10 protein-coding genes and 3 tRNA genes are annotated in these 12799 nt (G+C 60.8%); 9 read left to right on the top strand and 4 right to left on the bottom strand.

Going from position 1 to position 12799, the window contains the following annotated elements:
* From sufB to sufU, 4 genes are read left to right on the top strand one after another with little or no spacing between them, the layout of a single operon-like run.
* Positions 1-1413 carry a Fe-S cluster assembly protein SufB gene (gene sufB, locus ACESWY_RS06215; protein WP_161115980.1) on the top strand — a complete coding sequence of 471 codons (1413 nt, stop codon included), beginning with the start codon at positions 1-3 and terminating at the stop codon, positions 1411-1413.
* Complete coding sequence (locus ACESWY_RS06210; protein ID WP_161115981.1) at positions 1413-2684, top strand: SufB/SufD family protein; 1272 nt, start codon at positions 1413-1415, stop codon at positions 2682-2684. The genes sufB and ACESWY_RS06210 overlap by 1 nt, the downstream gene beginning before the upstream one ends.
* Positions 2681-4006 (top strand): aminotransferase class V-fold PLP-dependent enzyme, encoded by a 1326-nt coding sequence (locus ACESWY_RS06205; RefSeq protein ID WP_204986374.1) that lies wholly within the window; start codon positions 2681-2683, stop codon positions 4004-4006. Before ACESWY_RS06210 ends, ACESWY_RS06205 begins: the two co-directional genes overlap by 4 nt.
* Positions 3999-4421, top strand: coding sequence for a Fe-S cluster assembly sulfur transfer protein SufU (gene sufU, locus ACESWY_RS06200; protein ID WP_035138654.1), 423 nt, complete (start codon positions 3999-4001; stop codon positions 4419-4421). The genes ACESWY_RS06205 and sufU overlap by 8 nt, the downstream gene beginning before the upstream one ends.
* 671 nt (positions 4422-5092) lie before the next feature.
* Here the strand turns inward: sufU and ACESWY_RS06195 are convergent.
* Positions 5093-5905, bottom strand: a complete 813-nt coding sequence (locus ACESWY_RS06195; RefSeq protein ID WP_035138656.1) for a transposase — start codon at positions 5903-5905, stop codon at positions 5093-5095.
* 403 nt (positions 5906-6308) lie between these two features.
* Here ACESWY_RS06195 and ACESWY_RS06190 point away from each other — a divergent pair, with 403 nt between their 5' ends.
* From ACESWY_RS06190 to dinD, 4 genes are all read left to right on the top strand, one after another.
* Positions 6309-7043: an iron-sulfur cluster assembly scaffold protein gene (locus tag ACESWY_RS06190; protein WP_006235554.1), complete on the top strand. Its 735-nt coding sequence runs from the start codon at positions 6309-6311 to the stop codon at positions 7041-7043.
* 18 nt (positions 7044-7061) lie between these two features.
* Complete coding sequence (locus tag ACESWY_RS06185; protein ID WP_006235553.1) at positions 7062-8066, top strand: GGGtGRT protein; 1005 nt, start codon at positions 7062-7064, stop codon at positions 8064-8066.
* Positions 8067-8322: 256 nt separating this feature from the next.
* Complete coding sequence (locus ACESWY_RS06180) at positions 8323-9849, top strand: FAD-dependent oxidoreductase (protein ID WP_138112791.1); 1527 nt, start codon at positions 8323-8325, stop codon at positions 9847-9849.
* A gap of 161 nt (positions 9850-10010) precedes the next feature.
* Positions 10011-10871 (top strand): DNA damage-inducible protein D, encoded by an 861-nt coding sequence (gene dinD / locus ACESWY_RS06175; RefSeq protein WP_138112793.1) that lies wholly within the window; start codon positions 10011-10013, stop codon positions 10869-10871.
* Between the two features lie 264 nt (positions 10872-11135).
* Here dinD and ACESWY_RS06170 read toward each other — a convergent pair.
* The 3 genes from ACESWY_RS06170 to ACESWY_RS06160 form a co-directional block, all read right to left on the bottom strand.
* Positions 11136-11211 (bottom strand) — tRNA-Lys (locus ACESWY_RS06170).
* 43 nt (positions 11212-11254) lie between these two features.
* Positions 11255-11330: transfer RNA gene (locus ACESWY_RS06165), tRNA-Lys, on the bottom strand.
* Positions 11331-11352: 22 nt separating this feature from the next.
* Positions 11353-11429, bottom strand: a tRNA-His gene (locus tag ACESWY_RS06160).
* 166 nt (positions 11430-11595) lie between these two features.
* Here ACESWY_RS06160 and ACESWY_RS06155 point away from each other — a divergent pair.
* A complete protein-coding gene (locus tag ACESWY_RS06155) occupies positions 11596-12777 on the top strand; it encodes a pyridoxal phosphate-dependent aminotransferase (protein ID WP_373093362.1) in 1182 nt (393 codons plus the stop codon).
* The last annotated feature ends 22 nt before the right edge of the window (positions 12778-12799 follow it).

The following is a 12799-nucleotide window of genomic DNA, read 5'->3' as shown; positions in this document are numbered from 1 at the left end:
ATGACCAAGAACCGCACCGAGGTCGCGGACATCGACCGCAGCCTCTACGACTTCACCTATGGCGAGGAGGGATTCGAGCGCCTCGACGCCGGCATCACGCCCGACATCGTGCGCGAGATCAGCGCCAAGAAGGACGAGCCGCAGTGGATGCTCGACCTGCGCTTAAAGTCCCTCGAGATCTTCAATCGTTTTCCCGACCCGACGTGGGGCCCCTCCATCGAGGGCCTGGACATGGACAACATCGTCACCTACGTCAAGCCCAACACCGACCAAAAGCACGACTGGGAGTCGGTGCCCGACGACATCAAGAGCACCTTTGAGCGCTTGGGCATCCCCGAGGCCGAGCGCAGCTACTTGGCGGGCGTCGGCGCGCAGTACGACTCCGAGCTCGTCTACCACAACATGCAGGACACCGCGTCCAAGATGGGCATCGTCTACTCCGGCATCGAGGAGGCCCTGCACGACCCGCAGTGGGAGCCGCTCATTCACGAGAAGTTTATGACGCTCATCCCGCCCACCGACCACAAGTTTGCGGCCCTGCACGGCGCCGTGTGGTCGGGCGGCTCGTTTGTCTACGTGCCCAAGGGCACCAAGCTCGATTTCCCGCTGCAGAGCTACTTCCGCCTCAACGCCAAGGGCGCCGGCCAGTTTGAGCACACGCTCATCATTGTCGAGGACGATGCCGACCTGCACTTTATCGAGGGCTGCTCCGCACCCAAGTACAACGTGGCCAACCTCCACGCCGGTGCTGTCGAGCTCTTTGTGGGCAAGCGTGCACACCTGCGCTACTCGACCATCGAGAACTGGTCCAAGAACATGTACAACCTCAACACCAAGCGTGCGCGCGTGGACGAGGACGGCGACATCGAGTGGATCAGTGGCTCCTTCGGCAGCCATGTGGGTTATCTCTACCCCATGAGCGTGCTCAACGGCCGCGGCGCCCGCTCGAGCTTTACCGGCATCACCTTTGCCGGCGCCGGCCAGAACCTCGATACCGGCTGTAAGGTCGTACTCAACGCGCCCGAGACCTCGGCAACCGTCGAGACCAAGGGCATCTCCAAGAGCGGCGGCATCCAGACCTTCCGTAGCTCTATCGTGGCCACGCCCAAGGCCGAGGGCTCCAAGGCAACCGTGAGCTGCCAGTCGCTCATGCTCGACGACCAGAGCCGCTCCGACACTATTCCGGCCATGGACATCCGCGCCAAGAACGTCGACATCGGCCACGAGGCCACCATCGGCCGCATCGGCGACGACAAGGTGTTCTACCTGATGAGCCGCGGCATCTCGGAGGAAGAGGCCCGCACCATGATCGTCAACGGCTTTGCCAACCCGGTCTCCAAGGAGCTGCCGCTTGAGTACGCCGTCGAGATGAACAACCTGATCAAGCTGGAGATGGAAGGAGCGATCGGATAATGAAACAGGAAACCAACACCGCTGCTACCACCCTTGAGCATGTCAACGCGATGCCGGCAGCCACTTGGGGTTGGCTCAAGATGAACCAGACCAAGCTCGAGCTTTCGGACGAGCTTTCCGCCGCTCCCGCCGAGGCCGTTGAGGTTGAGGGCTTGGAAGAGCAGTTTGCTGGCACGGCCGACGCCTTCGATACCGCCATGGACGCCATGGCCGAGCGCTTCCCCGAGCGCCGTGCCTCCGCCCCCGGCGACGCCGCCGACCGCGCCCGCATCACGCCCGAGACCGAGCTCGACGTGCCCGCCACCTCCGTCTACCAGGCCGGCGCTATCAAGCTCGAGGAGGAGCTCTCCCCTGCCGAAGCCTTCGAGACCGGCATGGGCGAGGCTGCCTGCACCTATCTGATCGACCACGCCACCAAGTGCATCGTCATCGATGTGCCCGCATACCAGCACGCCACGGTTACCGTGCGCGTGAGTGGCGCCGACGCGGCGGCGGCCATCGCCGCTATCGATGTCGTCGCCCGTCCGCAGGCAACGCTCGACCTCGCTCTAGCCCTGGACTCCCCCGTCAGCGGCCAAGGCGTCGTGGGCTCCGTGCTGCGCGTGTGCGCTCACGAGTACGCCACCGTCAACGTGACCTGCACACAGACGCTCGATGACAGCTGGATCGCACTCGATGACACCGGTCTATTCCTAGACGAGGGCGCGCGCGTCAACGTGCAGCACACCGTCCTGGGTGCCGGTGCCAGCGCCACCGGCCTCGCCGGCGATCTGCTGGGCGACACCGCCAAGGTGACCATCGATACCGATTACCTAGGTGCCCGCGAACAGGTGCGCGACTTTAACTACGAGCTGCGCCACCGCGGTCGTAAGACCGAGTGCGAGATCGACGCCAACGGCGTGCTGACTGGCACGTCCAAGAAGGTCTACCGCGGCACCATCGACCTCGTGCACGGCTGCAAGGGCGCAACCGGCACCGAGCGCGAGACCGTGCTGCTCGCCAACAAGGGCGTCGACAACAAAACCGTCTCCGTCATCCTCTGCGACGAGGACGACGTCGCTGGCAACCACGGCGCCACCATCGGCCACGTCCGCGACGAGCAGCTGTTCTACCTCGCCTGCCGCGGCCTTGACCAAAACGCCGCCGAGGACCTGTTCATCCGCGCCAAGCTGGAGGACGCTGCGCTTTCCGCCACCGATGAGCGCACCCGCGCCGCCGTCGTCCGCCTGGGCAACAACTTGATCGATAACTTTGAGGAGGAGCTCGCATGATCGACACCGAGCACGTTAAATGCGATACCTGTACTGCCCCCGAGCCCATGGAACTCGACGCCAGCGACGAGGCCTCGCGCGGCTGGCCTACCGTCGACATCGAGACCAATCCCTACAAGGCGCAGTTCCCGCTGTTCCAGCAGCACCCCGAGATCGCCTTCCTCGATAGCGCGGCCACCGCGCAGCGCCCCGCCTGCGTGCTCGACGCCGAGCGTGACTTCTACCAGCGCATGAACGCCAACCCCCTGCGCGGCCTGTACTCGCTGTCCGTCGAGGCCACCGAGGCCATCGCAAAGGTGCGTCAGCAGATCGCCGACGTCATCGGCGCCCCCCAGGCCAACGAGGTCGTCTTCACCCGCAACACGAGCGAGTCGCTCAACCTGGTCGCCAAGAGCTTTGCGCCCACGGTCCTCGAACCGGGCGACGAGGTCGTCATCACCATCATGGAGCACCACTCCAACCTGATTCCGTGGCAGCAGGTCTGCCGTGAGACCGGCGCCAAGCTCGTCTACCTCTACCCCACCAAGACCGGCCAGCTCACCACCGAGGAAGTTCTTGCCAAGGTGGGCCCCAAGACCAAGATCTTGGCCGTGGGTCAGGTCTCTAACGTCCTGGGCGTTGAGAACCCGGTCAAGAACCTCGGCAAGCTCGTGCACAAGTACGGCGGCTATCTGGTCGTCGACGGCGCGCAGTCGCTGCCGCACATGCCGGTCGATGTGGCCGACCTTGGAGCCGATTTCTTTGCCTTTAGCGCGCACAAGGCCATGGGCCCCATGGGCATCGGCGTGCTGTGGGGCAAGATGGACCTGCTCAACGCCATGCCGCCCATGCTTACCGGCGGCGAGATGATCGACTCGGTCACCGAGCAGGACGCCGTCTGGGCGCCCGTCCCCGAGAAGTTCGAGGCCGGCACGCAGGACGCCGCCGGCATCTTCGCCACGGGCGCGGCGCTTGACTACCTGGTTAACACCGTGGGCTACGAAAACATCCAGGCACGCGAGCAGGCACTCGTCCACTACCTGATGGGCGAACTCATGCAGCTCGACTTTGTCCAGATTATCGGCTCCATCTATTGGGACAATCACCATGGCGTCGTGAGCTTTAACGTCAAGGGTATCCACCCGCACGATGTCGCGAGCATCATGGACATGGACGGCGTCTGCATCCGCGCCGGTCACCACTGCGCACAGCCGCTGCTCACCTGGCTGGGCGTCGAGAACCTTGCCTGCTGCCGCGCCAGCGTGGCCTTCTACAACGACAAGGCCGACATTGACAAGTTCATCGCCGGTCTGCATCACGTTTGGAGCACGTTCAATGGGTAATCTGTACACCTCCACCACATTTATGGAGCACAACTCGCACCCCGACTATAAGTACGAGATGGACGCTCCCACGCACGAGCACGACGGCATCAACCCCAGCTGCGGTGACGAACTCACCTTGCAGCTGCGCGTCGAGAACGGCGTGATCGAGGAGGCCTCCTTTACCGGTCATGGCTGCGCCATCAGCCAGGCCAGCGCCGACATCATGGCCGACCTCATCACCGGCGAGACGGTCGAGGAGGCGCGCCGCCTGGCGGGGCTCTTCCTCGCCATGATCCGCGGCGAACAGCTCTCCGAGGAAGACCTGGAAGACCTGGACGAGGCTGCCCAGCTCCAGGACATCTCGCACATGCCCGCCCGCGTCAAATGCGCCGAGCTCGCCTGGCGCACCCTCGACGGCATGCTCGAGGGGTAAACTAACCAGTAGCGTATGCCCCGAATCCAAGGTTTTTGATTGCCGAGCCGCCCGATACGGGCGGCTCTGTTTTTCCTAATGAGCGCCGGACGCACGAAGTCCGCGCGTCCGGCGCTCCGTCTGTCATTTACCACACAGCAGACGCGAACACGGGCGTTTTCCACAGCACCAAAGGCCTGCGGCAGGGCCCCGGACCCGCCAAGCAATGCGCCAAGCCCCGTTCTGCTGAGCTCCGACTCGCTTCGCGCCTGCCGCAGAAGGGTCCCATAGGATGCTGCGTGCATTTTTGCGAGTATTCAGCACGCCAAGCTGTGTGCATACGCATCGGAAGCGTTAATCAACGTCTCCAGGCGCATAAATATTGTGTTTTAGACCAGACATCGCGGTCTGACGGGACGCAGGCACATACTCCGGGGGTGCAACGGCAGGGATCAATAGCTTAGGGGCCCGTGTGTTGCAAGATTGTGGCAGTGCCGACAGCACCACGATGCTGAAAACTCCGTTTTTTGCACGGCGCAGACGGGGGTAGGCACGGGCAAACCCGGACTGAGCTGTTATTTTATGCAAGATGACGATTGTTCTATGCATATTAAGAAGTGCAGTTACCGTACCAAGCTTTTGAACGCTGGTTGCGGCGTATGGACGACCCCAGCTGCGGTGAACAGGCGACCCTACATCACGTTTCCGCCAGCCCGCATCGCCGTTCGCGCGCGGGCGCGCACGATACGAGAGACGGTACTTTTGCCAATCCCGGTATACCGCTCAATCTGACGCACTGTAAAGCCGGCATTGTTCAATCCAACAATAACGGTATCGCGCTGCGCCGGCGGTACAGTTTTAACCCCGTTGAGCGGAACCCCTAGCTCCTTCGCCAACTTGTTGGCAAAGGCGTGGCGTTCCCACTCCGTCTCTTTCATATCGCGCAGCGCCGGTTCGCCGCTGTCGGGCGTCGAAAGCGAATAGGCAGCAAAGGCCTCGGCAGAACCAAAAAGCTCAAGCACGCAAGAAGGATCGGAAAATCCCCTCGTGGCATCTGCCGCATCACTGTCGTAAGCGCGCAGATGCTCCGCAAAGCTGCTCCAGGGGTAACGCTCGATTAGGCTCATGCCCGCCTCCTGCGGATCGGCGTGAACGGAGCGAATAGCCTCCATCACCTGCCAGTCGGTATCGAGCGAGCGCCGGTCAAAACGGTTCTGGAACAGATGCCCTGTGCGCCCCGTGCGTTTATTGAACCGCCGCGCGTACGTCAAAAGCAGCCGGTGCATCGCCGCGCTCATCGCGTCCTCGTAATCTGCAAGCACCAGACGCACGTGATTGCCCATAAGGCACCAGGCGATAACCGTCACGCCCGCCTTGCGGCAGCACTCACGCATCAGCTCCAAGAACTCCCACCGGTCTTCATCGCCCTCAAAGATGAGCTGCTTGCCCGTACCGCGGGCACAGACATGGTAAAAGCCGGTAACCGTTCTCCAAACGCGCTGCATGGCGCTCCCTTCGCCGGGATCTGCTTGCCATCCAATACAGCACGATTGAAGCGTGCCATCAAAACATTCACGCAAAACAATTCGCTCGCGCGGCCAAAGGCAGTAAACAGGCGGCGAACGGCACCGTTGCAACAGGTCAACCCCCGCAACGCTTACAAGAGCTGCCCAAAAGCTTGCCAAAGACGGACCCCCTCTACGGAAGTTCGCGACCACAGAACATAGAGTTAAACCGTTTCAATTAAAACTTCCGGACTTCTCGCTACGAAAACTGAGCCGTTCGCCGAATATTCCGTGCATTTCGCGGTATTATAGGGGCTGCATGTCATGTCCCTTTCGAAGGGTCGCCCGGCAATCGCCAGCCACGGCCCCCAGACGGGACGCCAACACGATAGAGAGGAGAGGCATGCAGTACTCACAGGAAGTGGAGAACATGTGCCCCGTTGCCAAGGGTGCATACCACGGCCCCGCACCCATCCCCGAGGAGGGCAAGTGGGTCCAGGCTAAGGAGATTTCCGACATCTCCGGTCTTACGCACGGTGTGGGTTGGTGCGCACCTCAGCAGGGCGCCTGCAAGCTCACGCTGAACGTCAAGGACGGCATCATCGAGGAGGCCCTCGTTGAGACCATCGGCTGCTCGGGCATGACCCACTCTGCCGCCATGGCTTCCGAGATCCTTCCCGGTAAGACCATCCTCGAGGCCCTCAACACCGACCTCGTCTGCGACGCCATCAACGTTGCTATGCGCGAGATCTTCCTGCAGATCGTTTACGGCCGCAGCCAGACCGCGTTCTCCGAGGGCGGCCTGCCCGTGGGCGCCTCCCTCGACGACCTCGGCAAGGGCCTTCGCTCTCAGGTCGGCACCATGTTCGGCACCAAGGCCAAGGGCGCTCGTTACCTCGAGCTCGCTCAGGGCTACGTCACCCGCATGGCTCTCAACGACAAGAACGAGATCATCGCATTCGAGTTCCTGAACCTCGGCAAGTTCACCGACGCCGTCAAGGCCGGCAAGACCCCCGAGGAGGCCATCGCTGGCGCTATGGGCCACTATGGTCAGTGGGAGAACGCTGCCAAGTACATCGACCCGCGCACCGACGAGGAGACTCACTCCGTCGCCAGCGTGTTCCCGGTTCACGAGTAGAAAGGGAGGGAAATAACTATGACTGTTACGTTCGAAGGTTACGAGCGCCGCGCTGACAAGATCAACAAGTGCCTCGCCGACAACGGCATCGCCTCCCTCGAGGAAGCTCTGCAGATCTGCACCGACAAGGGCTTCAACCCGCGTGAGATCGTCAACAACACCCAGTCCATCGCCTTCCAGAACGCCGAGTGGGCCTACACCCTCGGTTGCGCTCTCGCTGTCAAGCGTGGCGCCAAGTCCGCTTCTGAGGCTGCCGCCATCATCGGCGAGGGCATCCAGGCCTTCACCGTTCCCGGCTCCGTCGCCGAGGACCGCAAGGTCGGTCTGGGCCACGGCAACCTGGGCGCTATGCTGCTCTCCGACGACACCGAGTGCTTCGCCTTCCTGGCCGGTCACGAGTCCTTCGCTGCCGCTGAGGGTGCTATCGGCCTGGCTCTAAACGCCAACAAGGCTCGCAAGAAGCCGCTGCGCGTCATCCTCAACGGTCTGGGCAAGGACGCTGCTCAGATCATCGCCCGCATCAACGGCTTCACCTACGTGAAGACCCAGTTCGACTACTTCACGGGCGAGCTCAAGGTCGTCGAGACCATCCCCTACTCCGATGGTCCCCGCGCCGCCGTCAACTGCTACGGCGCCGACGACGTCCGCGAGGGCGTTGCCATCATGTGGCACGAGAACGTCGACATCTCGATCACCGGTAACTCCACCAACCCCACGCGCTTCCAGCACCCCGTCGCTGGCACCTACAAGAAGGAGCGCCTCGAGGCTGGCAAGAAGTACTTCTCCGTCGCTTCTGGTGGCGGCACTGGTCGTACCCTGCACCCGGACAACATGGGCGCCGGCCCTGCCTCTTACGGCATGACCGACACCATGGGCCGTATGCACTCCGACGCCCAGTTCGCCGGTTCTTCCTCCGTGCCTGCGCACGTTGACATGATGGGTCTCATCGGCATGGGCAACAACCCCATGGTCGGTGCCACCGTCGCCTGCGCTGTCGCCGTCGAGGAGGCCCTCAAGGCCTAATCGCGCCCGCGCGATGCTCATATAGTTGAGCTTTGGAGCCGCTACCCACCCAGGTAGCGGCTCTTTTTGTTTGCGCTGTCGCAGGGTAGCTAATGCCGATATATCAGTTGGGGCGAAATACAAGATGTGATGAGATGGAGCGTCAGAGCGTCCATGACGCCCACCTGCCATATTTGCCCTTTACCGATTTGCCGAGTCTTTGCGGCCCCATTGCCGATCACCCGTGCGACAATGCGCCGGACGAGAAAGGAATCCGATGGAATCGACTGATGTACTGGTAATTGGATCTGGCATTGCGGGCCTTTGCGCCGCCATCGAAGCGGCACGCACGGGTGCAACCGTCACTGTGGCAAGCGCCGGCAAGACTATGAGTGGATCGAGCTTCTTCCCCGGAACCTGGGGCCTAGGGCTTATCGGACCCGTTAACGAAGACGACGAGCAGGACCTCATCGACACCATCCTGGCCGTCGGCGGCGGCGTTGCCGACCCCGAACTCGTCCAAGCGTTCGTCCACGGCATTCCCCAAGCGATTGACTGGCTCGAGCAAGACCTGGGCGTTGAGCTCCAGCGTCCGCAAAGCGCCAAGAGTGCTCAACAAAAGCAATTTATCCCCTGCTTTGACCACAAGACGCGCATGTGGCGCGGCCTCACCCGCAAGCCCCTTGAGGACGCTCTGACGACCTGGATCGAGTCGCTCGGCATTCGCCTGCTCCCCCGCCATGAGCTTATCGACCTTGTTGAGGACACGAACGGCAGAATAACCGGAACCGTACTCTACGACCTTACCGAAAATCGAATCGTGCCCTTTGCTGCCGAGGCCACGGTCATCGCAGCCGGTGGCACAGGCGGCCTGTTCGAGCGCAGCCTTACGTCGGCTGATGTGCTCAGTTCCTCGCAGGCCATCGCGCTGGCGCACGGCGCAACACTTACTAATATAGAGTTCATGCAGATGATGCCCGGCTTCATCGAGCCCAGGCGTAACTTGGTCTTCAATGAGAAAACCTGGCGCTACGTGCACGTAGACCAGCCGGTAGATATTGCCGACGACAAGCTGGACGACCTGCTCGAGCAGCGCTCTGGATATGGTCCCTTCACGTCACGCTTGGCCTCCCGCGCTATCGATCTCGTCATCGATCAGGCAGGTGTCGAAGGCCTGGCACTCCACTACGACTTCCCCCGCGAGGATGTCCCAGAGTTTGTGCAGACCTTTGCCACCTGGCTGCAAGACGAGCACGGCATCGCGCCGACCGACGAGATGCGCGTTGCGATGTATGCCCACGCCGCTAACGGCGGCATCAAGATCGATAAGACCGCGCACACGGGCGTTGAGGGCCTCTACGCTTGCGGCGAGGCGACAGGCGGCATGCACGGCGCCGACCGCATTGGTGGCTTGTCAAGCGCCAACGGCATCGTATTCGGACGTATCGCGGGCGCATCGGCAGCCCTTGCAGCGCAGAAAGAGCCTGAGGCGGCCCTGAAGGCGGATATCACCCTCCCCCAGTACGGCATTGCCGCAACAGATGCCGAACGCCTGACACACAGCCTTAGGCACACGATGAGCACCTTTTGCATGATCAACAGGACCGAAACAGGCCTATCCGAGGCCCTGCAACAGCTTGAAAGCCTGCAAGACGAAGCCACGGCTCTAAATAAGCCACATGCCAACGACAGCGAAATCGCTGCCCTCGCCCGCCTGCAATCGCAGATTCAACTAGCACAGGAAATGGTCAAAGCCATGCGCAAGCGGACCGAAAGCCTGGGTTCGCACTATCGAGCGGACTAAGCCGAGCACCCCTCCAGAGCAGAACACAACTTCTCGATATTAATGGGTCCCGTGAACTCAAAGCGACACAGGGCCCATTCGTGTCCGCGCGGGCAAATATACTCATTCTGAATACGGAGTCGACATAGTCCACGTAGACAAACGAACAGAAAGGAAGAGATATGGACAGCAGGGATATCGAGAAATGGCGTGTCGAACTTGACAGCTACGCCCATGTAGAAGACGGCGTTGAGTATTGGCTCGCACGCGATTTAATGGAACCCCTCGGATACACCCAATGGCGTAATTTTGAGACTGCAGTTAAGAGATCCATGGCATCGTGTGACACCAATAAAATGCCTGTTGCCGCCCATTTTGCTGAGGCCAGCAAAATGGTAGATGCCGGCATCGCCAAACGAGCCGTAAAAGACTACAAGCTGACGCGCTACGCATGCTATTTAATCGCCCAAAACGGAGACCCAAACAAGCCCGAAATCGCACTCGCACAGGCGTACTTCGCCGTGCAGACACGCCGTCAGGAGCTCATAGAGCAGCGCTTCGCAGAGATTCAGCGCTTGCAGGCGTGCCACTCGCTATCCGATTCAGAGAAACAGCTCTCGGGCATTGCGTTCAAACGAGGCGTGGACTCCAAAGGATTCGCGATCATCAAGTCGAAGGGCGATGAGGCGTTATTCGGCGGCAGAAGCACGGCGGACATGAAGCGGCAGCTTGGTGTGTCCAAGAGTGCTGCATTGGCGGACAAGCTAGCCGATGTTCTCATCAAAGCAAAGGACCTCACGAACTCGATGACGGCCTTCAACGCCGAGGAACACGACTTGTACGGTCTGGACCAGATCAAACAAGAACACGTCGAGAACAACACGAGCGTGCGTGGCAGCCTCATCGACCGCGGAATTGTTCCCGAGAACCTACCGCCTGCCGAGGATACAAAAAAGCTCGAGCGTCGCGTGAAGGCAGACGAGAAGAAACTCAAGGAGGGTACTGACGGTTTCACCGATCCCCAGGGTAGACTCAATCTGTGAAAGCGGCCGCGCCCTTTCGGGTTCGACCCCATGCGAGGTTAACAAAAAAACGACCAGCCTAAGCCAGTCGCTTTAACGATCTTTGGGTGGGCCGTCAGGGGGTCAGCCTGCTGCGCAGGCGGCCGCTGCGGCGCCAAGGCGCCTTGCGCGCTGCGCTGGTAAATGCTTACGCATTTCCTCAGCTCCGCGCCCTTTCGGGTTCGACCCCATGAAAGGTCAACAAAAAAAAGACGGCCAACCGAAGTTGACCGTCTTAACTTGCTTTGGTGGGCCGTCAGGGGGTCGAACCCTGGACCTTGGGATTAAGAGTCCCCTGCTCTACCAACTGAGCTAACGACCCAAAGCTAAAGTCCGTTGTGGCGGACTTTAGAGGAAATATCGTGTGGTGGGCCGTCAGGGGGTCGAACCCTGGACCTTGGGATTAAGAGTCCCCTGCTCTACCAACTGAGCTAACGACCCGATATCAACACGAAGCAAGAACTGGGGTGGGTAAAGGGACTCGAACCCTCGACCTACGGGACCACAACCCGTCGCTCTAGCCAACTGAGCTACACCCACCGTGTCCTGTGCGCTTCGCGCTCGACTATTATTGCAAGGAACGCCACGCGATGCAAGCCCCAATTTTCAAGAATTTTGAAAAGAGTTTTTCGAGACCATTTCGAGCAAATCCCACCGGTTTCATAGGAGTAAACTTGCCCCACTGCAAATCCTCGAAAGGACCGTCATGAAAGAACTCTCCAACCGCACGGCAAGATTTACCGATTCGGTCATCCGCCGCATGACACGCATCTCCAATAAGTACGGCGCTGTCAATCTCTCGCAGGGCTTCCCTGACTTCGATCCCCCGGCGCAGCTGCTCAACAGCCTGAGCACCATCGCCGCCGATCCCAAGCCGCTCTATCACCAGTACTCCATCACCTGGGGCTCCCAGGCCATGCGCGAGGCGCTCGCCGCCAAACAGGAGCACTTTATGGGCATGCCGGTGAACCCCAACGAGAATATCGTAGTCACCTGCGGCTCTACCGAGGCCATGATGGCCGCCATGATGACGGTCACCAACCCCGGCGACAAGGTCGTCATCTTCTCGCCGTTCTACGAGAACTACGGCGCCGACACGATCCTTTCGGGTGCCGAGCCCATCTACGTGCCGCTCAACCCGCCCACATTCGACTTTGACCGCGAGACACTCGAGGCGGCCTTCCGCGACAACGACCCCAAGGCCATCGTCCTGTGCAACCCTTCCAACCCCTGCGGCAAGGTCTTTACACGCGATGAGCTCACCTTTATCGCCGACCTCTGCAAAAAGTACGACACCTACTGCATCACCGACGAGGTCTACGAGCACATCGTCTACGCGCCCCACGAGCACGTCTATATGGCCACGCTGCCCGGCATGTTTGAGCGCACCATCAGCTGCAGCTCGCTGTCCAAGACCTACTCCATCACCGGCTGGCGTCTGGGCTACACTATCGCCCCTGCCGAAATCACCGAGCGCATCAAAAAGGTCCACGACTTCCTCACCGTGGGCGCCGCCGCTCCCCTGCAGGAAGCCGTCGTCACCGCCCTCAAATTCGACGACAGCTATTACGATGAGGTCCTCGACCTCTACACCGCCAAGCGCGACCTGTTCTGCCAGGGACTCGACAGCATCGGTCTTGAGCATAGCGTGCCGCAGGGCGCCTACTACGTCATGATGGACATCTCTGAGTTTGGCTATGACAGCGACCTCGAATTCTGCGAGGACCTCGCGTCTAAGGTGGGTGTGGGCGCCGTGCCCGGCTCGAGCTTCTTCCGCGAGCCCGTCAACCACCTGATTCGTTTCCACTTTGCCAAGCGAGACGAGACGCTTAACGCGGCGCTGGAGAACCTCAAGTCGCTACGTGATAAAATCAAGCCGCGCGGGTAAGGACGGCCCGGCAACTAAAGTA

Origin of the sequence: Collinsella aerofaciens ATCC 25986 (assembly GCF_964237925.1) — a bacterium.
Classification (GTDB): Bacteria; Actinomycetota; Coriobacteriia; order Coriobacteriales; family Coriobacteriaceae; genus Collinsella; species Collinsella aerofaciens_BJ.
Note: the sequence above shows the minus strand (reverse complement) of the source record. Positions and strands in the feature narration are given on the sequence as shown.

Bases quoted from the DNA above. Each gene is read 5' to 3' on its own strand.
- ACESWY_RS06155 (WP_373093362.1), top strand. From the start codon at position 11,596: ATGAAAGAACTCTCCAACCGCACGGCAAGATTTACCGATTCGGTCATC.
- ACESWY_RS06205 (WP_204986374.1), top strand. From the start codon at position 2,681: ATGATCGACACCGAGCACGTTAAATGCGATACCTGTACTGCCCCCGAG.
- ACESWY_RS06185 (WP_006235553.1), top strand. From the start codon at position 7,062: ATGACTGTTACGTTCGAAGGTTACGAGCGCCGCGCTGACAAGATCAAC.
- ACESWY_RS06195 (WP_035138656.1), bottom strand. From the start codon at position 5,905: ATGCAGCGCGTTTGGAGAACGGTTACCGGCTTTTACCATGTCTGTGCC.
- dinD (WP_138112793.1), top strand. From the start codon at position 10,011: ATGGACAGCAGGGATATCGAGAAATGGCGTGTCGAACTTGACAGCTAC.
- sufU (WP_035138654.1), top strand. From the start codon at position 3,999: ATGGGTAATCTGTACACCTCCACCACATTTATGGAGCACAACTCGCAC.
- ACESWY_RS06190 (WP_006235554.1), top strand. From the start codon at position 6,309: ATGCAGTACTCACAGGAAGTGGAGAACATGTGCCCCGTTGCCAAGGGT.
- sufB (WP_161115980.1), top strand. From the start codon at position 1: ATGACCAAGAACCGCACCGAGGTCGCGGACATCGACCGCAGCCTCTAC.
- ACESWY_RS06210 (WP_161115981.1), top strand. From the start codon at position 1,413: ATGAAACAGGAAACCAACACCGCTGCTACCACCCTTGAGCATGTCAAC.
- ACESWY_RS06180 (WP_138112791.1), top strand. From the start codon at position 8,323: ATGGAATCGACTGATGTACTGGTAATTGGATCTGGCATTGCGGGCCTT.